Here is a 22,394-nt window from a genome sequence, read left to right as displayed (position 1 = left end):
CCGAAAAGTTAAACAGTTTTAAGGTCACTGAAACAGTGCTTTTTGGACAGTTACCGACCGATAACCTTGGCGAGGCTAACTTTACCCCAGAAATGGGTGAAAACCGGAGGGGCAACCATACCCCTCCACCCCGAAAGGGGTATGCTTCTTAAACCACTACCGCGTGTTCCTCCCTGGTCTAAAGACACAGGGTTTCCCACAACGAAGGATTTTTATGAATAAATTAATTGGATTAATTATCATCGCAGCCGCTCTAGTGGGAGCCGCTTTAGGTTGGCAGGGAGTATCCCTTCCTTTTTTTGGAGAACTCTTTGGGGGAGACAATCCCACGGCTAACCAAATTGAGTCAGATCCAAACACGACAGGCAATCAAGCCGTAACACAACAACCTCAAGCTGAAACAGGAAATCAGCCAACTCAGCCAGCAGCCCAAGCTCCCACAACGATTAGAAGCGTTCCTCAAGCTCAAAATAATCAGGGTACAGCCCAAGCTCCTCAAACAACAATGGGTCAAGCAGATACAGGCGCGGGTGCAGCGACTGAGGATTCCGAACCGGTTACGGCTCTCTGGTAAAGTTGTTGACAAAATCTGTATGGACTGGCTAGGGCGCGTCTCAATTTTTATCTTCTAATGAACTTTTGCAGTGATATTTTAATTGTGGGCGGTGGCGTTATTGGTTTAGCACTCGCCCTAGAATTGAAGTGGCGGGGGGCGACAGTCACGGTATTAACCCGCGACTTTAAAGCCGCATCGACTCTAGCCGCCGCTGGTATGTTAGCCCCTGATGCGGAAGCCATTCCTGAGCCTCCCATGCGGGAATTATGTCGGCGATCGCGATCGCTCTACTCTCAATGGTGTACCAAACTCGAACAACTTACTGGTGTGGCGACAGGGTACTTGCCCTGCGGGATTCTCGCCCCAGTCTATGAAGAGATTTCAGCTTCTCACCCTGAAGTTGGCAACTGGTTAGATAAAAATACGATTCATTTATATCAACCCGGTTTAGGGGCAGATGTGATTGGTGGCTGGTGGTATCCCGAAGATGGACAAGTCGATAACCGCTCATTGGCGCAAGCCCTGGGATTAGCGGCTCAAGAATTAGGGATTGACCTGCGCGAAGGGGTAACCGTCGAGGCAATTGAGCAGCACAATCGTCGTGTTTGTGGCGTTAGAACCTCGATCGGGGAATTTCAGGCTGATCATTATGTATTAGCAACGGGGGCTTGGTCAAAGGAACTGCTACCTATACCCGTGTATCCCAAAAAAGGTCAGATGCTGTCGGTACAAATGCCAGCCAATCCCCATCAGCCCTTACCCCTGCAACGGGTGATCTATGGACCGGATACCTACTTAGTTCCGCGTCGGGATGGGAGGTTACTGATTGGTGCAACGAGTGAGGATGTGGGATGGCAACCTGATAATACACCATCGGGAATTCACACCTTGCTCTCACGGGCAATACGGTTATATCCGCCCCTACAGGATTGGTCAATTCAGGAATGCTGGTGGGGATTTCGACCGGCAACTCCAGATGAATGTCCGATTCTGGGAGTTAGCCCTTGTGAAAATTTAACATTAGCGACAGGACATTACCGCAATGGCATTCTCCTCGCCCCGGTGACAGCACAGCTACTGGCAGACTGGATCGAAAAGCAAAGGGTTGATCCGCTCTTAGACCATTTTCGTTACGATCGCTTTTATCATCAATCCTGCTCAAATTTAATGATTAGTTCTCCCATTACTCCCCTATCTCCCCAGAACACCTCAGTTACAGAACCCGCGACATCTGACCCGTTAATCATTGCCGGTCGCACATTTCACTCCCGTCTCATGACCGGTACAGGGAAATATAGCAGCATTGAACAAATGCAGCAGGGTATTATGGCGAGTGGGAGTGAGATTGTCACAGTAGCGGTGCGGCGGGTGCAAACCCAAGCCCCGGGTCATGAAGGATTAGCCGAGGCGCTGGATTGGACGAAAATCTGGATGTTACCCAACACAGCAGGCTGTAAAACCGCAGAGGAAGCCGTGCGAGTGGCGCGGTTAGGTCGGGAAATGGCAAAGTTATTGGGGCAAGAGGATAATAATTTTGTCAAGTTAGAAGTTATTCCAGACGCGAAATATTTATTGCCAGACCCGATTGGTACCCTGGAAGCGGCTGAGAAATTGGTGAAAGAGGGGTTTGCCGTTTTGCCTTACATTAATGCTGACCCCATGTTAGCTAAGCGATTGGAAGAGGTGGGGTGTGTCACGGTAATGCCCTTGGGTTCCCCTATTGGTTCGGGACAAGGGATTAAAACGGCGGCAAATATCCAAATTATTATCGAAGAAGCGGGAGTTCCTGTGGTCGTAGATGCGGGGATTGGATCACCAAGCGAAGCGGCGCAAGCGATGGAGATGGGGGCAGATGCTTTACTGGTCAATAGTGCGATCGCGCTAGCTAAAAATCCCGTGGCGATGGGGAAAGCCATGGGTATGGCGACTCAAGCCGGACGTTTGGCTTATCTGGCGGGGCGGATTCCAATTAAAAGTTATGCTAGTGCGAGTTCACCATTGACAGGGACGATTAGTTAGGGACTGCTGATTTCTGGGGAAGCTGGGGGAGCTGGGGAAGCTGGGGTTATTAGAGGGCTAGAACCGCTTTTTAGGGACTATAACAATTTCTTATCCAAACAGGAGAGTATTTATACTGAGAGTTTGTTACAATTCTATAAGATGAGTAAAAAAGGTTATCATTCATGCCCTATACAACAGAAGAAGGCGGACGTTTAAATAACTTTGCCCGTGAACCCAAAGTTTACCAAGCGGAACCACCAAGCAAAACAGAGCAGCGCAACTATGTATTCTTGGGAATTGCGGCTCTAGTTTTAGTCAGTGGATTGATGTTCGTCGCTTTCTCTGTATCAAGCGTTAGCTAATCTTTACGCTTCCCTGAATCGGGAACACCCCTGTTAATCCAGCGATTTTGGAATAACAATGAAGTGAAATCTGATCAAGGATTGAGCTAAAGATTAGTTCGATTTAGCATAACCTACCAAAATCAGTAGGATCAGGGGTTAGTTTCCCCCTCCCATCACTTGCAGCGCATTCATAACAGTTTGATAACTGTCTGATCTGCCTTGTTCTTGAAAAAGTTCAGCCGCTTTTTGCAAGTCAGCAGTAGCTGCATCGAGATTCTCCAATTTGAATTGAGTCAGCCCCCGATTGTAATAAGCTTCAGCAAAGGTGGGTTGCAGTTCAATGGATTGAGTATAGTCCGCGATCGCATCAATATATTTTTCTAAGCGATTGTGCGTTAGCCCCCGATTATAGTAAGTGCGGGCATTTTCGGGGTTGATATCCAGCGCTTTGGCGTAATCGTTGAGAGCTGCTTCAGCATCGCCCAACTCATCATAAGCATTCCCGCGACTAATATAGGCGGTGTCATTTTCTGGATCAATTTCAATCGCCTTGGTGAAATCCGCGATCGCTTTCTGGTAGTCCCGGCGGACAAAATGGGTATAACCTCGGTTACTATAAGCTTGACTAAAATCGGGATTTAACTTAATCGCTTGGGTATAGTCATAAATGGCGCCGTCGTAATTACCGAGACTATGATAAGCGTAGCCACGATTATAATAGGCATCTGCGTCTTCGGGGTTAAGTTGTAAAGCATCGGCGAAGTCCGAAATTGCACCAGCATAATCACCTTTTTCCAGTTTATCAACACCTTGGTTATACAGTTGCACGGCACTCAACTGCTCTGAGGAAGCTTGTACAACCCGGATTGGCTCTTGGGCGCGAACCGCTTCAGACAAACCCGTCAGGACAGTTACCAATCCTAAAATGGTCAGTATTCGATAGGTTGGGTTCATGGTGTTTTAGTTTTACTGCAATCTTAATCAGGTTAGCTTTAGAGTTTTATAGACGCCGACGCAAACCCCCCCAAAGAGGTTCCTCTTAAACGTCAACCCTTCTCAAGCCAACGTGACTTATCTTGATCAAAACTAAATCATAAAGTGTACCCGGAAGATGAGACAATAAAAACGCACCAATTCAAAGGATATCAAGATGCTCAAGACCATTGCCGCCATTTTGCTGCTAGTATTGAGCTTGGGTCTACATGGCTGCACTGACGGCGTTAGTGGACTTAAAAGCTATGTCGATACGGCTGACGGTTATGAGTTTCTATATCCGAATGGTTGGGTGCCGATTCAAGTCACTGACGGACCTGATGTCGTATTTCGGGATTTGATCGAGCAAACCGAAAATGTCAGTGTGGTGATTAACCCCGTTCCAGAAAATACAACCCTCACCGATTTAGGAACGCCTGGGGAAGTCGGTTACCAACTCCAACAAAATGTGCTTTCGGCGGCTTCTTCCCATCGTCAAGTTGAATTAGTCGATGCAAAAGCTCGCGAGACGGAAGGCAAAACCTATTATCTTCTCGAATATAGTGTCAAACTTCCTACTCAAAATCGTCATGACCTAGCCACAGCCGTCATCAGCCGTGGTAAGCTCTACACTCTGAATGCTTCAACCACTGAAGAACGTTGGGATAAAGTGCAAGACCTGTTTACCCAAGTCGCTAGTTCGTTTAATGTTTACTAGATTAGGGGTCACTTGTCAAGACAAATGTAACGAATGACGAATGACAAATAAGGAATGACAAAATTTGTTTTAGCCTCAGCTTCGCCAGCACGCCGCCGTTTATTAAAAAATGCTGGCATTGAACCCATCGTTTGTCACAGTGATTTTGATGAATCTCAGGTTAAAGTTACTGATCCGGTAGAGTTAGTCAAAACCCTAGCATGGCACAAAGCCAAAACCGTTGTACCTAAATTTGATGAGGCGCTAGTGTTAGGCTGTGATTCAGTGTTAAGCATTCAGGATGAGATCCACGGGAAACCGGCTAATCCCCAAGAGGCGATCGCACGTTGGCAGATGATGCGGGGTAAAGTGGGTGAACTCTATACGGGTCATGCCTTAATTGATGGATCACAGGATCAGACAATTGTCCGTTGTCGGATAACACGAGTCTACTTTGCCAATGTGAGCGATCGCGCAATTCAAACCTATGTGGCTACAGGCGAACCTCTAAACTGTGCCGGCTGCTTTGCCCTAGAAGGGCGTGGCGGCTTATTTGTCGAAAAACTAGACGGTTGTCACAGTAATGTTATTGGTCTAAGTTTACCTCTGTTGTATCAGATGCTGAGTGAGCTGGGTTATGAAGTGACAGACTTTTGGTAGTCTTATGTCTTATGTCTATGTGATAAATGAACTGTTAGGTCGGGGCGGGCGCGAGTTATATCAGGGTGAAAACGAAACGTTAGTGGTAAAACCCGCCCCTACAAAAGATGTTTCATCGGAACATCTCTGCTTCCTCTGCTTCAAGAGCGCTCTCATCTCCCCCAGCTTCCCATTCCCTGTTCCCTTGTGAGAAAATTTGTTCAGGTGAAGCGGAAGTTTGCTATAGTCAAAGCACTTTGAGTATATTGCTGAGCTAATAGAGCCCCAAAGGAGTTTCAATGACAACCAGCGAAGAATTCAAACAGAAACTAAGGGCGGGCAACATTGGAGATGCCTTCACCCTAGCTTTGTCGGAATCGGTTGAATTGGAAATTACGACTTGGGTGTCTTCCGCCAATTCGCCACAAACAGAGCAGCCCGGGGCTAATTCCTGTATGCGTACCCGGATCAATATTGTAGAAGGCTCCATCGATAATGAGGTAGGATCTCAATTTATTGGCAATGGTCCCTACACGGAACTACGCCAATTTCATACCCAGCAAGTTCAGGAAGGACGCCAGATTATCCAGAATAATCTAGAAAACTTGCAACAACTCTTTACCGTGTTGACTCGTGTATTATACCAACCCCAGCAGTCAACCCAGCAGCAACTTCGGGAGAGTAATCCGGCTCTGTCGCCTTCGAGCCAGGATAATTTACCCTAATCTTGAAGATAGAGGTTGACAAATCTGCCAGTTTCTGTAGTGGTAATCGCCCAAATTCAGGTGAGTGTATTATGGCGTCGAGTGAGGACTTTAGGCAACAACTCAAAGCAGGCAAGGTTCAAGAAGCGTTTGCTGGGGCTTTGGCGGAAGCGGTTCAGTTGAAAATTACAACCTGGGTAGCTTCTGATGCTGAGGATGGCGCCGAAACAGCTGCCAAACCGGGTTATCGCCTGCGGACTCAAATTAATACGATTGAGGGCGCGATCGCGAATGAGATTGGGGAGCAGTTTATTGGCAATGGTCCCTATCGAGAACTCCTCCCCTTTCATATAGAACAGGTGGAACAAGGCAATCAGCTAGTTGAGAATAATCTTAAAACTTTGCAAAAGCTATTTGAGATTTTAATCACGCTGCAACGCCACAGGACAGGGTTGAGTGAGGTACAATACCCACCCTTAGCCATCACCCAGGAAGAGACAGCCGCCCACCCGGATCAAGGAGTAGCAGTCGTCGCCGCCGCCGAATTGGCAACCCAGACGCCAGATTTGACGATTCAGGAAGAGGTATCTGCTGAATCGACTCCCTCTAGCGAGACAATGACAGCTTGGGAGCAAGAGGAAGAAGAAGATGATGATGAGGATGACTCGGTGCTAGATTTGCTCGAGTCCTTACCCCGTCCTCCACGCCCACCTCTAGACGATGAAGAGTCCTCTACAACTGAGGATGCGAGAGACGAATTCACTGAAGCAGAACCGCTATCGTCCAACCAAGCGGAGTTAGATGAGCAAGATTGGCAGGTTGTCAACGACGATTGGGGAACATTGGAACTTGATGAGGAGGAGTCGCACCCCTCGGCGGAACTGGATATCCCACCCCAGACAGACATTGAACCCAAACCCAGGGGATCAGAACCGGCTCAAAAAATGCCCAGTTGGCAATCCTTAGAAGAACTAAACCAGGATACTGACGACGATGCAGACTGGGATGACTGGGTAGTAGACGAACCGGAATTAGGCGATCACTCTTTTGCCCAGATGGATACCGATGAAGACTGGGGTGACTTAGTGGAAGACTTTGATCCCTTTGCTGCACCCCCACCCGTCGAGGAGTCTCCCTCGCCGTTAAATATTCAGGAAGATTGGGATGAATTTGCGGTTGAGGAACTTGAACCCTATTCCGATTTAACTGATGTTGATAGTGAGATTGAATGGCAAGACTTGAGTGAGAGCCAAGCGTCTGAGTCGGTAAGCTCAACGGCTGATCCTCTAGCTGGGTTAGATGCTTTACCTGAAGACTCTCAGGAAAAAGAAATGGATTCAGAATCATTAAGTGATCCTATAGATTTGTTGGCAGACCAAAACCAATCCGCCGAAAATGTGGATGAGCAGGATTATGGATTCGGGGAACTCTCCTTTGAAGAATTTTCTGTTGATGATTTTGATTCCCTCAGCCATCCAGAGGACGATTGGGAGGAGAAGCCCAAATCAACGAAGCAAGGAGAGCCACCACCGCCTCCACCCCCTAGCCGCTTTCAGGATAAAAACCCAGAACCCTAGCGCGGCGAGGGGGAGCAATGTAGAGACGCGCCATGGCGCGTCTCTTAGCAATGTAGAGACGCGCCATGGCGCGTCTCTTAGCAGGGGGAGCATTTAGGGACTTTCCGGTGGAACGTCTGGGTATTTGGAGCCATGCTGCACTAGAGCGATACAATGAAGTGTTGAGCCGCGAATGTTTCCATTTTTGGGAATTTCGGTGGATGATTGGATGAGTGAACAGGTGTTCTAGAGAGGTGTGGGTTGATGACCAATCGAAATCGACAAGATTCACAGGATGTACCCGCCTCTAAAACCCGAGGCAATAGTTCGGGTGTGAATCGAAGCCTAAATCACTTCTTGCAGTCCTTGGGCGACACGCTAATCGACTTCACGGCGCTAGAAGTGAATACGATGGTGGTAGAACATATTAGCGGTCATAAGTTTATTGCTTGGGAAGCGTACCGGGATATTTATCCGATTTCGCCGGAGTATTTAGAACAACAAGGTATCCATGAGTCGTTGCGCGATCGCTACCTGGAGTTACGCACCCGACTAGAACGGGAATACCGGGGGCAATTGAGTGATCCAACCTCTGAACTTTATGATCCGACAATGTTCAATGAGAATCACTCCAGTCTCGCTGATGATTTTGATCGCATCCCCACTCGTCTCCCCAATCCCATCGATCTGAAAAGTCCAGAGACAATTGTTACCATTCAAAGACTTTTGAGTAATTGTCGTTTTTTACGGGGTTTGCGTAAACTAGCTGAACTCAAAGCCGCCTTGGATGATCGGAATCAAACAGTGCTACGCTTAGTCTCTGTTCAACCCGATCAAGCTGATATAATTCAACGAATGATCACCACAGATACCATCTGCGCTCAAACAGTGATTCAACTCGATGGTGATGTGATCAACCGTTACGATCAATCCCTGTTTCACCATCCCCAGAAAGAGGTCATTCTGCAAATTCACCGAGAAGGGGTAATCGCCAGTGAACGACAATGGCGCGGACTGTTGGAGTTTATTATTGGTTTGGTCAAAGCTACATTGCATCGGTCATAAGTTATAGCGCTGTACACAGGGAACAAGGAATAGGGAACAGGGTTTAACTTTTTACTTTGAACTTTTATGAACCAGTATCCTCCTTTAGCCACGCCCTCTCACCTACCTTCCCCGCGCCAGAATTTAGCGATCGCGGCTTGTATTCAAATCGAGGTAGAACGCATTTCTCGCTCTCAGTTTCTGTTTCATGGGGTTCGCTTCACCTTAGATAAAGAAACTTTACGACACATTCAACAGGCTCAACAGATGGGAGATTCTCTTAAGCTTTCCCGTCAATTGCTCACAGATTTGCGGTATTACGCTCTCATTGATGACGAAAACCGTTGGCAATCAGGATTAACGTTTTGTACCTACTATAAGCGAGGAAGCTCCCAAGAGGCGCTGATGCGAAGTGTTATTGGCTTGGATGGTGATATTATCCATCAAATCCAGCGCAATTGTCTAGAACGTCCCAACTTTTCCCATCAGATTTCAACGGCACATTATTGGTTAATTGAACAAGTAATGCGTCAGTTGCGTTTCGGTAAATATGTTCCCTTAACTGGGCTGATTAATGGGCTGGCTTGGGGACTAACATTACTGATTTCTATGCTGCTGGTGATTCCCTTTATCCCCGTTTTCCTGAATAACCCTTGGATGCTGATTACTGTTTTAATCATGGTGGGATTATTTTACATTGGTTTTCGACGCCTATTTCATTTATTGCTGCCAAAAGCAAGGCGCTGGATAATGCGGCGAATTGTGGCTGGATTTCTCTCCTCAAAACCCAGATCCAAGCGGTTAGCTAGGCGACTCTTAAGCGGATTGTTTTCTTCTTGATGATCTTAGCGTTACCCTTCCCCATTCCCCACTCTTTATCCTTATTACAAGACTGATTTAGCCAGCCGATAAAAAGATAACGATGAATACTCAACTCACCACCTCGGAACTGAATTCATATCAAACAATTTTACCCAATGATGATCCAGCACAAGACGCGATCGCACTTCTCAAAGACCATAATGGGGATATTGAGGCATCCTTTGAGGAACTGTATCGCCAGAAATATGGTACAATCCCGGATTTTCCGGATAAATCCCTGTGGGAAGTGACGCTGAACCAGTTGCGTCAGGAATTGTGTGGTGATGATAGCTTTCGCACCAAGGTACAGGAGTACACCAAGAATCCCGGAAGTACACCCTTGCTGACGGGATTAATCGTGTATTTGGTGGGGTTAGCTGGATTTCCCCTTGATCCTGCGATCGCAACTGTGGTGGTATTGTATATTCTCAAGATTGGCTTAAATATTTTCTGCCAATATACAGAACCCTCCGATTCCAAGTCATTACCGGGCAAGTAGGGGCGCATGGCGTGCGCCCTCAAATGGCGTGCGCCCATTCCCGACGTGCGCCCTAGCCATTTGAAGGGTACGATAATGGGGGTGTAGGGGCGGGTTTTACAGATAACATGAGAGCACCCAACTGATAACTTGACTCGCGCCCGCCCTTTAAAAGAACCGGGGGAGCAGCCATTTGAAGGGTACGATGATATCGTTCCCCTACCCATCTGGTATTGGTGCGTCAATTCGATTTCCAGAGAATCTCTTAAGCTGTCATGCATTTAAATTGGGTATTAGTAGCGAGCAAGATGCAAAGCCTGCGGCATGGCTTCGCTTAACGCACTACAAGGATTTCACCATTATTGACATTAAGGTTTAAATGTCAAGCAGCTTAGGTTGAGCGAAGCACCATGGTAGAGACGTTCCGGCGGAACGTCTCTACCATAATCGGTATCGCAGGGGTGTAGATGCTGATGGTTGAGGCTTGAAGCCTTGCTCTTTGGTTTGTTCGGGTAAACTTTGTCACCTTGAGACTCCTCGACGACGCTTAAAGTGTCCTCCGCCACGCTCAGAGTGTCCCCCCACCACGCTTAAAGTGTCATCCGCCACGCTCAGAGTGTCCCCCCACTACGCTCGGAGTGTCATCCGCGAGGCTCAGAGTGTCCCCCCACTACGCTCGGAGTGTCATCCGCGAGGCTCAGAGTGTCCTCCCAGCACGCTTAGAGTGTCTCCCGCGAGGCTCAGAGTGTCCCCCCACCACGCTCAGAGCGTCATTCATCACTCTCAGCGTTTGACTCCTCCCCTGATGAACTCCCATTCCCTCTTGTTTTCACCCCTTTAAAGCGTTCTTTTAACTGCTCCGCCACGCTTTTTAAGCCCGGTGTGGTTTTCGATGCCATTTTCACGTAGTCATAGACGGTTAAGCTGGTTTTCATGGCTTCACTCCCCACGGCTATCAGGGTATCATCCACCTTTTCTGTCAGTTGCTCGAGTCGGATGAGTAACTCGGAAAGACGCAACGCCAGTTGATAGTCGCGCTCGAATTCCTCGGTGCTGAAGTTGGCGGGGAGAATGCCAGGGTTAGATTGGGCGGCGTTGAGGCTATTGTTGACAAAGGCTAAACTTTTATCGCCCATTTTATAGAGATCATGGCGTTCTTTGGGGCTGAGGTTAATTAGAAAGGGTAGCTTCTGTTCAATGGTTTGTAAGGCGATGTTGATTTCTTCGATATCGGTGTCTGAGAGGCTGGCACTAATATTTTGATAGGGCATGGTTGTGTTTCCTGATGTGAAGATTCCCGTTGCCCTGGCTATTGTTGAAGAGGGCAAGGATTCTTTTATTTTAACCGGATTTATGGGTTGACATTAACCCCTCTCCCACGCCAGCCCTCACCCCCAGCCCCTCTCCCAACCCCCCTCGTTCCCCCCTACAAGAGGGGGGATGACAGAGGATGCTTCGCTTTTTTTGCACGGGAGAGGGGAGCAAGAGGGGAGTAAGAGAATCCGGTTCCCCTTCTCCCTTGATGGATATTGCTGGTCATTAACTGAGGGGTCAGACCCCTCCCCAAACCCCTTTCCGAACCTCTCCCTAACCCTCTCCTACAAGGAGAGGGAAGCGGAATATCTTTTTTTATTTGGAGGGGCTTTGATGCTCCCCCTTCCGTGCAAAAAAAGCGAAGCATCCTTTGCCATCTCCCCTTGTAGGGGAGAACGAGAGGGGTGGGAAGGGGGCTGGGGGGTTAGGTTTTTCCAATTCGCCCGCAGTATTTTTGATGGGAGAAGGGGTTAGGGGATGAGGGGGAAAGGCTTGCCAGCATTGGTTTTTACCTTGGCGCGAATTCATACGATTAGGGTACGGCAATGCCGTACCCCTACGATACCCAGGCATAATTGATGGGGTAGGGGCACGATATCATCGTGCCCTTCTTAATCTGGGAGTTGTGCTAAGAGTTCCCGTACAACGTCAGCCCGATAGTCATCCTGATATTCTAGATATATCTCTAAGGCTGTCTGTAAATTCACCCTGGCTTCGGCGTAGTTTTCCTGGGCTATTGCCAGTAATCCTAATTGTCCATAAGTTTTAGCTTGATTGTAGCGATCGCGAAATTCAATCTTAATATCCAGAGCCTGCTGATAGTATAGCTTTGCCTGCTCATACTCCCGTAACTTTTGGGCAACATTTCCTAACTGGTGATAGGTGCCAGCTTGAGAATAGCGATCGCTAAATTCAATGTAAATATCCAGAGCCTGCTGATAGTATAGCTTTGCCTGCTCATACTCCCGTAACTCTTGGGCAACGATTCCTAACTGGTGATAGGTTGTAGCCAGTGCATTCTGTTTCTGTCTCTCCTCTAACCCGGTAAGCTTTTGGTAAAGTTCCAGCACCTGCTGATAAGTGGCTTTGGCTTGAGTATAATTCTGGGTGTTTAGGTAACAATAGGCTAACCGATCCTGTGCCATGACAATTTCCAGCCCAATTTCACCTGTGTGTAATGATGCCGGATATGCCGCTTGTGCCTGACAGACGAATTCTGAGAGTTTGAGATTACTCTGGATATCATTAATTCGCTCAAAGTATTCAGCCAAACAGAAAAAGATATCGACGGTTTCCTGCTTCTCTAAACAGAGTTGCAGCGCATTGTAGAGATTTTCATACTCCAGTTGACAGAAGAAAATCCCCAGTTGTCGTTCTTGCGCCTGCTTCGATTTCATCAACTCCTGATAAACACCCGCCAACACCAAATAATGACGTTTAAACCCCTCCCGCAACGCTTCCCGCATCGCTGCATCCTCTTCATTCAGCTTCATCCGCAAGAAATAAGGAAAAACCGGCTGAATCCTTAACAATCTCTCATTAGCCCCCCTTTCAAAGGGGGGTTGGGGGGATTGAGAGGGGCTGGGGGACAACAACCCCCAATTAATCGCCTCTTGAATCGCCCCATCAAACTCTTCAAACGGATAATCCTGAAACGGTGCTAACTGCTGCAACTCATTCACATATAGCCCCATCCCATCCCGCAAAATAAACCCACTAAACGGCGCTAAACACAACAACAATTGCTGCGCCGCCGCCGACAAATTCCGATGGGAATACTCCACACATTGAACAATACTCTCCGTCTTATCCTCACTCCCCGAATCCAACGCAATATCCGCCTTCTCCAACCCCGCGACAATCTCCGCCGGGGATTGCTGCTTCAGATTCGCCAACACTACCTCCATCGCCAAGGGATACCCCGCCAAGAGTTTCATTAATCGGATAAACGCTTCATCCTCCCGTATCTGCGGAATCCTCGATTTCGGTAAATACCGTTCTAATATCTTTTGCGCCAACTCCGAACGCGCCTGAACATCTAATCCCTGTAACCGATACACATTATCGCCAAATGTCCCTTGTAACCACTCCTCACCACTGCGGGAACCCAACACCACCCGCGTTTTTCCACCGACTAATCGGCTGATAAAGTCCTGAATTTCCTCTCGCTTATTCTTGGATAACGTATGTTTAATCGCCAACCGTTTCCCCGTCACCGATTCCAAGTTATCCAAAATCAGGATATGAGTCTCGGTTTTCAGTTTCTCTGCTAATTTCTGCACCTGCGCCGCCTGATTCATTGCCTGAAATCGGCTGAACTCGAACTTATCATAAACCTGCTTGCCTATCTCCCGCAGGATTTGCTTCAATGTCCAGGCTTTTGTGTCATAACCAAAATAAAAGATAGCTTCAGCAAAGTGAGTCGTTTGCCACCATTCCCGTAAATAATTCAGGAGGGTAGTTTTCCCGGTTCCCCCCATCCCCCGCAACAGTAAAATAGTATGGCGCAGCAATGCCTTTTCTATCTTGAGAATCTCCAAATCTCGTCCAACAAAGCCATAGGTGGGTGGAGTAAACCGATACTGCTGCTGACGTGCGGCATAATAGTCTTCTTCTTCCTGGGGCGTAAATTCCCGTAAATTCAAATTAACGGGCTGATTGGTATAAACCACAGGTAAGAGCCAGTCTTCTAAGTCGATAGTTTGGTTATAATAAGCTTTGCGTTTTTTATTGTTGTAGAGTTCGCGGCGTCCCAGTCGTAGGGCTTCCCGAATCGTCTTTTTAGCAAAGATTTGGTGATAGACGGTTTCGATTAATAAGGAGGCGGCGGTTACGGTTACGGAATAGCCCATCGCGACTACTGTATGCATCCCCGCCGCCATGAGGCGACTCCCCAAACTGGTTTCGCGGGCGTCATCTCCCCCCTTACGAAGGTGGGCTGGGGCATTTTCTCCCCCCTTACGAAGGTGGGCTGGGGCATTTTCTCCCCCCTTTTGAAGGGGGGCTGGGGCATTTTCTCCCCCCTTTTGAAGGGGGGCTGGGGCATTTTCTCCCCCCTTACGAAGGGGGGTTGGGGGGGATACTTCCCCACCACCTAATCCCGCCTTACTATCTAAAGACTCTGGCGACGCATTGGTTTTATCCCCCCCCGTCCCCCCCTTTGAAAGGGGGGGAGTAAGAGTAAGAGAAGCAGAAATCTGTTTCCCCGATTGACAAGCATTTAAAATACAAACCGGAATCCCTTTTCCTGTCAACAAATCCGCCAACTCCGACGCCTCCACCGGATCAGCCTTTCCCTGACTTTCTCCCTCCAAAAACAGAAACGCCTTCACCCCTTCATACTCAGTAATATCCTCTCGCCCCCACCGCGCCTGAAACGTATACCGCTTCCGTTTTTTCCCTTTCTGATATTGCTCATAACTCATCAACGAGCCATGAGCGTCAAAATGAATAATATGATAATATCCCGCTCCTTTCTCCTCCAACTTATCGGATAACGCCTTGTATGTAGCCGGACGCAATAACTCCACATTCACCCGTAACTTTGCCGTTTCAATCGCTTCAATTAAGGGACGGGAAATGGTACGATATCCTACATCCCTTTCTTCATCCGGTCGTGCTGTCACCAAGAGTAAATTAATCACCGGAAAAGCTGGCATACTTGCGCCAATGGGAACGGGTTTGGTATGCTTCCGCAGCATCAGACAATCCACCGCCAAAGGACGCGGTAAATCCGGAGCACGCAGCGCTTCCCAATGTAACGCTTGAAACTCTGGCGTCTGGCTTTCAATCTCTATTTGAATCTGACTTAAATTCCCCCGGATTTGCCGATACTCGCTATAGGCGTCAATATTGGTTCTAAATACCTGCTCAAATAATTGTTCCCCATAAGACTTGACAGATTCTTTCGCCTGTTCCGCCTTCACCGTTCCCAATTGGGGAAAAACTAACCATTGTTCAAAATACCATTCCAGAATCTGTTCTTGTTTCGGGGTGAAGGGGTCAGTAATCGCGATGGGATAATTCACCCGCCCATCAAAACTGAGAGTCGCGGTAAATCCGTTATCCGTTGATTCCTGTTCGCGAATCGTAATAATGGTCATTGGTTATGAGACTATTCAGGCAAATCTATACTAAACCGATAAATATCAAGACATTGAATAACCCTATACTATCCAATCCGGTTCAACACCTTCACTAAAACACATACTCCACTTCAACAATTTCTGTATATTCAAACTCATTCGGACTCGGTTTGACTAAATCATAACGAACCCCTCCTAGTTCCATCCAGTCGCGATCGCACTCGGGTTTGGGTGAATTGTAAACCAGGACGTATTCTCGACTGATATAGGGTTCCATCTCTTGCGCCACCTCCCCTCGCCATTGAGTCTTCGTGACTAACACGACTAACTGATTAGCTAAAGTAGGAAGGGTTTGAGCAATTTGGCGGCGGTAAATTTCATCTAAACTGCCAAAAGGTGAATCCATAACGATGGGAAATGTGCTACTATCAGGTCCCATCAGCGCCTGTTCATGAATCCAATCCCGCACCCGATCAATAATTCCACCAATAAAAGAAAGGCTAAGAATTTGGTTTTCTCCTGTAGACGCCGCCACGATTTCCTCGTTTCCGGTGGTGGTTTCCACCAAGGTTAATTCATAGTTCTCATTCACTTTAGGGAGATAGGGGGTAAAGGAAATCCCGGCAAAAATTTCCTGAACTCGCTTTTCTAACGACGTGCGAAACTGATTATCTAGTCGAGTTCTGACTTCGATTAACCGTTCAATGGCATCCTGAGTTGCAGCAATCCGTCGCTGCGCCAAGGCTTGTTTGGCTTCATTCATTTTATGCTTGGCAATTTGCTTGAGTATGGCTTGGATATCAGTGTTTAGCTGTTCAATTTGCTGCTGATTTGAACCCTTTTCTAAGGTTAAATCGCGAAAGATTGTATCGATTCCATCTAAGCGCTTTTGCAGTTGACTAATATCCTCATCTGGAAACGTGATCAGTTTCTTTCTAATATCATCGAGTTGGGTTTCAATGCGAGAGAGTTCTGCTCGTTCTTGGGATAGAATCATCTGTTGCTGATCAATATCTGTCCAAAATCCGGGGATTTGCCGTTTAATTTCACTAACCTGTACTCCTAAACGAATCGCCGTTTCTTCCACATCAGCTAATCCGGCTTTATCCATCCAAGCCGCCACCTGCTGATAGGCTGAGGTTCCTTCCGGTAATGGGGTACCACAGATACAGCGCTGGCTGTGCAGTAAATCCTGGACAAATTGCTGTTTAATCCCCACCGGAAGTTCGCCGCGCGATCGCAAGTCTTCGACAATGGAGTGAAAGTCTGTAATCATCTGCGATAGCAACACGGTATAGCCGCGTGTAGACAGGATACGTTTGAGGCTATCTTTTGCCTGTTTAAGCTGATCTCGATGTAATATTTGCTGGGCTTCGAGTTCATCCCGTAGCTGTTGCAACTCTGTCGCGCCACCGAGTTCTAATAAGCGACTACTCAAGGTTTGCTTTAATTCATCTTGGTGGGCTAATTCCTGGTCAATTTCCACTTGTCGATTTGCCAGGTGGTGACTTTTTTGTTCTAGTTGCTTTTGTTCTTTGAGCAGTTTTTTTGTTTCTGAATCGCCAATTAAGGATAATTCAGATTCTAAGCTTTTTCTGGCTTCCTTGAGATGCTTGATTGAACGATTTAACACCTCGACGCCGAGCAACGTCTTCGTCGCTTCAGCAATGTCGGCTTTTTTATCAGATCGGACAATTTGCTCGATCCGCTCCCCGTCAAAGAAAAAGTATTGATGTAAACTTGCAGGTAAGATGCGTCCTATGATATCCTCTGGCAGTTGTTGCGGTAGGAGCCAGCGACCATCATCATCGGCAATTTGCAGGTATAGTTCACTTTTACCCTGTTCCACCCCCGCTTCCGTCTTGTAAGCACGGCAGAGTCGCTTTGCCTGATAGCGTTTATTCTGATGCTCAAAACCAATTTCTACCCAACATTCTACCGATTCTTTCAGGGCAGCTTCGTTAATTGCCCGTTTGTTCACCAGTTGTTCTTCAGACGCAAACGCCGCCGTGAATTTCTCGTACAGAACCCAGGTGAAGGCATTTAATAGCGTAGTCTTTCCGGCACCGTTATTCCCATGAATCACCGTCGTATTGCGATCGCCAGTTGCCAGAGTGATTTCTGGTGTCTTCCCGTAAAACTGGCGAAAGTTGCACAGCCGGATTGACCTCAACTTCATTGTACTTCTTCCTTGACAATTCTCAAGATGTCATCATTAATATAGCGGGGGATCTTCATATAAAGCTTATCTTTTTCGGCTTGTAACACTCTCTCAATAATCTGACGCACCTCTGGCGACGCACTGGTAATCGGTTCTTGTACGTCAAATAACGCCCCATTTTGATTATAGGCGGAACGCTTTTCCGATAAAATTCTGGAGATTGCTTGAGTGGCTATGTCTGGATATTTAAAAGTCATCACATCGGGGGTTGACGAAACCTTAAACTACGATTATGTTCATTCTTTATTTGTATTTCTTCATGAAATCTTTAACTTATGTGTTCTATTTACTCCCAGAGGAAAATAATGTAATGTATACTTAATTTAAGCAGGGTGTTTGTTCATGAAGAATCATGCATTTAGTTAAACGATGGTCGCTTTGTTGGCTTTTAAGGAGTAGGATTAAAAGCTGACTTGAGAAGGTTGTTCATGGTCTGTGACGGTTACAGCTCACGGATACATGATTGTCGGTAAGACTAGGTGGTCGTTATTGTTCATCACTTTTCTACCTTGTTTTGATGTCACTCTCTACTATAACAACCTAAGACCTGATGGTGGGTAGGCTAGGTTAGTTATAACCCCATAAAGATTCATCACAATTCTCTGCATACAAACCTATTGAGGCACAGACGATACCCTAATTTTCCAGGGAGTCTATGCCACAACCTCATTGTCCACATTAGTAATGACTGTCAAGACCTCTCATGAAAAAACCAATCGTCGCTCTAGGATTTACCGTCCTTTCCTTCATGTTGCCCGCAGAGGGTTTAGCGGCTACATTCAGCAAACTGTATGTCTTTGGGGATAGTCTCTCAGATCCCGGTAACATTTACAATGCCACAACTGCCGCTAATATTCTACTGCCTGAACAACTTGAAATACCCGTTGAACCTGTGGTTCCCCCCTACGATGAGGAAGGACGTTTTTCTAATGATTTAGTTTGGAGCGATTATTTAGCACAGGATTTGGGAATAAACCTGATACCTTCTACAGAATTATCCGTGCTGTTTCCCGGTTCTGATATCCGTTCTCCCATCACAATCATTAACAATCAACCTCAAGTTAGCCCATTCTTTAATGGTGCAACGGCTACCAACAGTGTAAACTTCGCCTTCGGTGCGGCTCAAACGGGTACTCAAGGGGTGGGTGAGCTTGGTGAACTGATACCAGGAATATTAACTCAGGTTGATTGGTTTGAAGATGACCTAGCGGTAGCGGGTCAACAAGCCGATGAGGATGCACTCTATATTGTATGGGGAGGTCCTAATGATTATCAGCTTGTAGCTGACCCTGAGCCGATGCAGAGTGTGAAAAATTTAGCCACAGCAGTACAAACGCTCTATAATTTAGGGGCGCGTAATTTCCTTGTACCCAATTTGCCAGATTTAGGCAAAACCCCTCGCGCACTGAGCATGGGTGATCAAATATCCATGGCTCTGACCTCATTATCTCAGACCCATAACACTCTATTAGACGCAAGTCTGGCTAATTTGAGTCAATTGGAAAACATTGATATCCTACAGCTTGATGCTTATTCGATGCTGAATAAAACCATCGCCAACCCAGAAGCCAAGGGTTTCACCAATGTCACCGACTCTTGCATCGAACCCCTCAAGGATGATGGGAAATTAGATGGAACACGAGAGTTTAAAGTCTGTGACAACCCGGACGAGTATTTATTCTGGGATGGGATTCACCCAACCACCGTTGCTCATCGCCAACTCGCTACCGATGCACTCTTAGCCCTGGAGTCAGAACCCCAGTCGGTTCCTGAACCCGGTTCATCCGCCGCATTGGGATTTTTCGGACTCGGTTGGTTAGCCCACAAGAAATTCAAGAGATCCCAGCAGAAATCTAAGACAGAAGAGGAGAGTTTAACGACTTAATTATTGGGCTTAGTCGGGGCGGGTTTAGTCACATCTGGGTAAACCAGGAACGATATAGCAGTAGACACATCGATTAGGACTTTCCGAACTGTTGTAGAGACGCGCCATGGCGCGTCTCTACCAAATGATGCGTCCTAACCGCTATGGCGATTGCTATAACAGTAAAACCCGCCCCTACACCCTACCGATTGAATTATAGCAGTAGACACATTGATTAGGACAAAGGCACCATTGTAGAGACGCGCCATGGCGCGTCTCTACATAAATGATGTGTCCTAACAGCTATGGCGGTTGCTATAAATCGGATTTAGGGTGATGAACTTTATAGGTCCAGTAACCCATACCGTTTTTGAAGTTGCAGCAATTTCAGTCGCGCTTCTCCCGCATTATCAGCTAAGTCAGCAAACTCTAAAAACCGTTTCAACTCTTTTTTCAGTAAATTCCGTTCCACATCTAAGGTTTCTCGCCCTAAATCTGGAGGGAGAACAATCATATCAAATAACGTCGCCCGTTCCTTATCAGGATGCGGACGCAAAATCCGCCCCCGTCGTTGAATAAACTGGCGGGGATTCCCACTACTGGCAAGAATAACAGCGGTTTGAATCGCCGGAATATCTACCCCTTCATCAAGACAGCGAATCGCCACTAATCCCTGTAATTTCCCGGTTTCAAATTGATGACGTAATTCCTCTCGTTCCGTTAACGGCGTGTCTGCTGTATAGGTGTTAATCCGATATCCCAGTTCAATTCCTAATAACCGGGTTACGGCGGCTAATTGACGAGTGGTTTCCTGACTCACATTTCCTTCAACTGAACCATCTCCACAATAAAATAAGGTGTGATAAGTTTCTAACCGTTGTGCCATTAACTCTCGCAATGCGGTTAACTTATTAGCGGCTGACCCAATTAAACGGGCGCGTTGCATTAACAGGGCGGTTACAGTATCATTATTCGGGATGTCGCTATCTTGATTATCCATTAGCGCCCAGCCAATGCGTTTAGTAAACTTGGCATAGGCGATGGATTCGGTTTCGGTTAATTCCACTAATATCGGATAATAGAGATAGTTAACTAATGCCCCTTGGCGAATCGCATCGGCTAGAGTTAGTTCAGGTTGCAAGACTGAGCCAAAATAGTTGAATAAGCCTTGGGTTCCTTCCTCATCAAAATAGCGTTCTGGTGTAGCTGATAGGGCAAGACGTAAGCCAATGTTGCGTGGTAAACTTTCTTCTAAGCGTCGAGACCCTAAGTTATGGGCTTCATCACCGACAATTAAGGTTTTCGGGGGCAGGTATTTGAGTTGAGATTGTAACCCCTCTGTGATCAATGTGGCGTTGGTGGTGATAATCGTCAGAAAGGATTGATTACCTGATTGTAAGTTATAAAGGGCACAAGAGAGTTGATTTTGCCAATGGTGTACATTTTCAAACGCCAGAATCGGTTCTAGATTAAAATTTTGACATTCTCGTGCCCATTGGGTAACTAGATGACGATAGGGACAAACAACCAGTAAGACTTGTAAGCCAATTTGGTGATAGAGTTGGGTTGCGATCGCGAGTGCGGTAATTGTCTTGCCACTCCCTGTTGCCATCTTCAGGATACCGCGTCCCTGATTGCTAAACCAGTTGGTTACCGCTTGTTGCTGATAGGAACGCAGGTGCAGTGATGGAGGTATCCGGGGACAGCCTGGTGATATCATGTATTGAAGGCAGATGGTTCCAAGGGAAGACGTACCGTAGGGGCGCATGGCGTGCGCCCAATCGCATGGCGTGCGCCCAATTAATTTATGTGCAGCAAACCCGAAATAATAACGTTTTCGATAGATAAGATAACCTAGTCGGGGCGGGTTTAGTTACATCAGGGTGAGGTAAGACCTGTTAGTAGTGAAACCCGCCCCTACACAACATTCAAGACGTAGCATGCTACGTCTCTACAACGTCCCAAGCCTTTCCGCGATAGCCAAAATTAAATAATTCCGGATGCAGAATTTCTGCCAAAATTTCTAAGGAATCAACTAATCGGGGTCCTGGACGATTAAAATAGGCATTGCCATCAGTAATATAGACTCTCTTATTTCGTACCGCCTGTAACTCTGACCATTCTGGACGCTGGCTTAACTGCTGGGTTTCTTTACGGGTGCGCTCTAAATCAAAACCACAGGGCATAATAATCATAACCTGGGGGTCAGTTTTCAGTAGTGCATCCCATTCTAAATAGGGTGAATGCTTACCCAAGGCGGCAAATAAATGATGACCCCCCGCCATGTCAACTAATTCGGGAATCCAGTTTCCACTCGCCATTAACGGATCAGTCCATTCTATCGCGGCGACTGTGGGTTGATCGGCTAGGGATAGGTTCTGTGTCTTTTGCTGAATCGCCTCCACACGAGACTGGAGTTGACTGAGTAAGGGTTGCGCGTCTACGCCTAATGTAGCCGCTACTCGTTCAATATCTGCCCAAACCTCGCTAAGTTGATTCGGTTGTAAGGAAATTACTTTCGGCTGACTATGGGTGAGTTGAGCAACTGCTTTCTCCACCTCTGGAAAATTTACCGCACAGATATCACATTGATCTTGAGTAACAATATGGGTGGGTTGTAACTGTTCCAGGATATCGGTTTTAATTTGGTATATGCTCAGGGCGTCCTTGACTAAGCGACGCACATCCCGGTCAATTTGGGCGCTGGGTTTTTCTGCATCCAGTCGTGCTTCGGTACAAACTGGGCGGTTCTGGATTTCGGGAGGATAGTCGCATTCGTGCGATCGCCCAACAATTGCATCGGTTAAGCCTAAGGCGGCGACTATTTCGGTGGCGCTGGGGAGTAGGGAGACTATTTTTAGGTCAGAGGTTGGCATGATGGAGTGAAGATTATATTTTTTCAACGCAGAGGTACGCAGAGGGGTACGCAGAGGGGCGCAGAGGATTTGAGCGGTTTTGAGGGAAGGTTTTGTATAATTCGAGAAATGATAAGTTATCTCCTGACAAGTTTGATTTAGGGGGTAAAAGCACTCACTCGAAATTCATGACTTTGGATTTG

At 47.0% G+C, this 22,394-nt stretch carries 20 protein-coding genes; 12 read left to right on the top strand and 8 right to left on the bottom strand.

Annotated features, from left to right (window positions below; translation table 11 throughout):
• Positions 1 to 214 precede the first annotated feature (214 nt).
• The 3 genes from RIM23_RS28365 to psb34 all read left to right on the top strand — a co-directional run bounded on the left by RIM23_RS28365 (position 215) and on the right by psb34 (position 2,919).
• Positions 215 to 574, top strand: a complete 360-nt coding sequence (locus RIM23_RS28365; protein ID WP_446371522.1) for a hypothetical protein — start codon at positions 215 to 217, stop codon at positions 572 to 574.
• 57 nt (positions 575 to 631) lie between these two features.
• Positions 632 to 2,575: a glycine oxidase ThiO gene (gene thiO / locus RIM23_RS28360; protein WP_446371520.1), complete on the top strand. Its 1,944-nt coding sequence runs from the start codon at positions 632 to 634 to the stop codon at positions 2,573 to 2,575.
• Between the two features lie 164 nt (positions 2,576 to 2,739).
• A complete protein-coding gene (gene psb34 / locus RIM23_RS28355; protein ID WP_446371518.1) occupies positions 2,740 to 2,919 on the top strand; it encodes a photosystem II assembly protein Psb34 in 180 nt (59 codons plus the stop codon).
• A gap of 138 nt (positions 2,920 to 3,057) precedes the next feature.
• On the opposite strand, the gene RIM23_RS28350 is transcribed toward psb34, so the two are convergent.
• Positions 3,058 to 3,855 carry a tetratricopeptide repeat protein gene (locus RIM23_RS28350; RefSeq protein ID WP_446371516.1) on the bottom strand — a complete coding sequence of 266 codons (798 nt, stop codon included), beginning with the start codon at positions 3,853 to 3,855 and terminating at the stop codon, positions 3,058 to 3,060.
• A gap of 196 nt (positions 3,856 to 4,051) precedes the next feature.
• Here RIM23_RS28350 and psbP point away from each other — a divergent pair, with 196 nt between their 5' ends.
• The 8 genes from psbP (at position 4,052) to RIM23_RS28310 (ending at position 9,873) form a co-directional block, all read left to right on the top strand.
• A complete protein-coding gene (psbP, locus tag RIM23_RS28345; protein ID WP_446359029.1) occupies positions 4,052 to 4,591 on the top strand; it encodes a photosystem II reaction center PsbP in 540 nt (179 codons plus the stop codon).
• A gap of 54 nt (positions 4,592 to 4,645) precedes the next feature.
• Positions 4,646 to 5,230: a Maf family protein gene (locus tag RIM23_RS28340; RefSeq protein WP_446371514.1), complete on the top strand. Its 585-nt coding sequence runs from the start codon at positions 4,646 to 4,648 to the stop codon at positions 5,228 to 5,230.
• A 278-nt stretch (positions 5,231 to 5,508) separates the two neighbouring features.
• The gene (locus tag RIM23_RS28335; protein ID WP_446371512.1) at positions 5,509 to 5,934 is read left to right on the top strand and encodes a hypothetical protein; all 426 of its coding nucleotides are present in this window, start codon (positions 5,509 to 5,511) and stop codon (positions 5,932 to 5,934) included.
• A gap of 71 nt (positions 5,935 to 6,005) precedes the next feature.
• Positions 6,006 to 7,490, top strand: coding sequence for a hypothetical protein (locus tag RIM23_RS28330; RefSeq protein WP_446371510.1), 1,485 nt, complete (start codon positions 6,006 to 6,008; stop codon positions 7,488 to 7,490).
• Between the two features lie 65 nt (positions 7,491 to 7,555).
• A complete protein-coding gene (locus RIM23_RS28325) occupies positions 7,556 to 7,702 on the top strand; it encodes a hypothetical protein (protein WP_446371508.1) in 147 nt (48 codons plus the stop codon).
• Between the two features lie 31 nt (positions 7,703 to 7,733).
• Positions 7,734 to 8,534 carry a hypothetical protein gene (locus RIM23_RS28320; protein ID WP_446371506.1) on the top strand — a complete coding sequence of 267 codons (801 nt, stop codon included), beginning with the start codon at positions 7,734 to 7,736 and terminating at the stop codon, positions 8,532 to 8,534.
• 66 nt (positions 8,535 to 8,600) lie between these two features.
• Positions 8,601 to 9,353 (top strand): hypothetical protein, encoded by a 753-nt coding sequence (locus RIM23_RS28315; RefSeq protein ID WP_446371504.1) that lies wholly within the window; start codon positions 8,601 to 8,603, stop codon positions 9,351 to 9,353.
• Positions 9,354 to 9,435: 82 nt separating this feature from the next.
• A complete protein-coding gene (locus RIM23_RS28310; RefSeq protein WP_446371502.1) occupies positions 9,436 to 9,873 on the top strand; it encodes a hypothetical protein in 438 nt (145 codons plus the stop codon).
• Between the two features lie 347 nt (positions 9,874 to 10,220).
• On the opposite strand, the gene RIM23_RS28305 is transcribed toward RIM23_RS28310, so the two are convergent.
• The 5 genes from RIM23_RS28305 to RIM23_RS28285 form a co-directional block, all read right to left on the bottom strand.
• Complete coding sequence (locus RIM23_RS28305) at positions 10,221 to 10,418, bottom strand: hypothetical protein (protein ID WP_446371500.1); 198 nt, start codon at positions 10,416 to 10,418, stop codon at positions 10,221 to 10,223.
• 204 nt (positions 10,419 to 10,622) lie between these two features.
• The gene (locus RIM23_RS28300) at positions 10,623 to 11,123 is read right to left on the bottom strand and encodes a hypothetical protein (protein ID WP_446371499.1); all 501 of its coding nucleotides are present in this window, start codon (positions 11,121 to 11,123) and stop codon (positions 10,623 to 10,625) included.
• Between the two features lie 654 nt (positions 11,124 to 11,777).
• Positions 11,778 to 15,269 (bottom strand): tetratricopeptide repeat protein, encoded by a 3,492-nt coding sequence (locus tag RIM23_RS28295; protein WP_446371497.1) that lies wholly within the window; start codon positions 15,267 to 15,269, stop codon positions 11,778 to 11,780.
• A gap of 94 nt (positions 15,270 to 15,363) precedes the next feature.
• Complete coding sequence (locus RIM23_RS28290; protein WP_446371495.1) at positions 15,364 to 17,430, bottom strand: AAA family ATPase; 2,067 nt, start codon at positions 17,428 to 17,430, stop codon at positions 15,364 to 15,366.
• A complete protein-coding gene (locus RIM23_RS28285) occupies positions 17,427 to 17,669 on the bottom strand; it encodes a hypothetical protein (RefSeq protein ID WP_446371493.1) in 243 nt (80 codons plus the stop codon). Before RIM23_RS28285 ends, RIM23_RS28290 begins: the two co-directional genes overlap by 4 nt.
• A 506-nt stretch (positions 17,670 to 18,175) precedes the next feature.
• Here RIM23_RS28285 and RIM23_RS28280 point away from each other — a divergent pair.
• A complete protein-coding gene (locus RIM23_RS28280) occupies positions 18,176 to 19,357 on the top strand; it encodes an SGNH/GDSL hydrolase family protein (RefSeq protein WP_446371491.1) in 1,182 nt (393 codons plus the stop codon).
• Positions 19,358 to 19,679: 322 nt separating this feature from the next.
• On the opposite strand, the gene RIM23_RS28275 is transcribed toward RIM23_RS28280, so the two are convergent.
• Positions 19,680 to 21,056, bottom strand: a complete 1,377-nt coding sequence (locus RIM23_RS28275) for a DNA phosphorothioation system restriction enzyme (protein WP_446371489.1) — start codon at positions 21,054 to 21,056, stop codon at positions 19,680 to 19,682.
• Between the two features lie 223 nt (positions 21,057 to 21,279).
• Positions 21,280 to 22,212 carry a cobalamin-binding protein gene (locus RIM23_RS28270; RefSeq protein ID WP_446371487.1) on the bottom strand — a complete coding sequence of 311 codons (933 nt, stop codon included), beginning with the start codon at positions 22,210 to 22,212 and terminating at the stop codon, positions 21,280 to 21,282.
• Between the last annotated feature and the right edge of the window lie 182 nt (positions 22,213 to 22,394).

Origin of the sequence: Coleofasciculus sp. G3-WIS-01, from assembly GCF_040223135.1 — a bacterium.
Taxonomy (GTDB): Bacteria; Cyanobacteriota; Cyanobacteriia; order Cyanobacteriales; family Coleofasciculaceae; genus Coleofasciculus.
Note: the sequence above shows the minus strand (reverse complement) of the source record. Positions and strands in the feature narration are given on the sequence as shown.